Annotated in this window: 2 protein-coding genes; both read right to left on the reverse strand. The window is 39.7% G+C overall.

Annotated elements, in window-relative coordinates:
- A partial coding sequence (locus tag A3738_RS20280; RefSeq protein WP_156504367.1) for a glycosyltransferase occupies nt 1-1,041 on the reverse strand: 1,041 nt, incomplete at its 3' end.
- A partial coding sequence (locus A3738_RS20285) for a CapA family protein (RefSeq protein ID WP_197473934.1) occupies nt 1,008-1,382 on the reverse strand: 375 nt, incomplete at its 5' end. The genes A3738_RS20280 and A3738_RS20285, both read right to left, overlap by 34 nt.

Raw genomic sequence — 1,382 nt, forward strand, 5'->3', positions numbered from 1 at the left:
TTTAGCCTTTTGACTCAGAGCAAATATCAATCCTTGTTTTAAATCTTCAACTCCAAATCCTTCCGTTAAGATCGCACATTCCTCTGAAGCGAGATATTCCGAAAACTTGACTGGAGTAGAAAGAATTGCCGTTCCCCCTCTCATGGCTTCCAGCAAAACAAGTCCAAAGCCTTCATGTAGACTAGAACATACAAGTAAAGACGCCTCCTCGATTAATTTCGCAGGATTAGGAAGATACCCTGTAAATACCACGCGGTCATCACAACCCAGTCCCGTAACAAGCTCCCTTAAACTTTTATCTAGGACACCATCACCGATAATGACCAGGACAGAATCATTTCCTGTAGACTTTAGTTGCGCAAAAGCCCTGATCAACATTGCAAAATTTTTTTCAGGGCTTAGACGGCCAATTGCAACAACCATATTCTTCGAAGAGCCCATCAATTTTTTCAATCTATTATCAGATTCTGGACCGAAACTAACGGGAGACGTTCTGGGAATACCGTTGTACACGGTAACCAAACGATTTTCTCCGATTAGAGTGCTAATCAGGTCCCTTACATGATCAGAAACCGCTACATTTATGACTCCCTTTCGCATTGCCATATACTGATGCACAGATCTCTTGACCCTAGATTTAAACGACGACTCTAAAAGATATGGATAATCACTATGAACCGTTGAAATTAACTTAGCAGCTGGCAACCTGGTTAAAGATGCAAAAAGAAATGGTGTAAAAGAGTGTGCGTGCACCACATTAGGATTTATCAATAACAACAGCTTTCTGAGGGCTCGATATCCATCAAACATTAATCTAGAAGGATTAAGAACAAAAACGTCACGAGCACCAGAAAAATACTCCCTATCAGAATAATCCCCTTTTAATAAAACAACAAAAGATTCAATGCCATTAGCATTACAATGATCTATTAAATCTCTAACAACAGAGGTAATCCCGCTTTTAGGCCAATGCACAACGTGACAAACCCTCAGGCAACTATCGTTCTTCATTTCCATCGCACAAAACACTTGATTTTCCAAAAAATAAACTTGGCCTTTAAATAAGAGTTTCCTTTATGAAAATTCGCAATCAAATACAATAACTTTCGTAGCCATTCTGGCGGCCATAATTTAGTTTTTTCTGTGCCACGAGTAAAATTAAACGTAATATTAGGTGCTCTTTCTGGCAAGCCAACAGCATTTATTCTCACAGGCCATAATCTGTAAGATATAGAAAGGTCTGTCGAAACATCTATTTGCAGAACGGCCGTCCGCCGCAGCCTTTCATCCCAGGTTAAATCGAAAAGAAAATTCCCCAAGCTATAGGCAATAACAGATCCGTTATAAAGCTCCACTTTTTGAAATATGTGAGGATGATGCCC

Source organism: Oleiphilus sp. HI0066 (genome assembly GCF_001635725.1).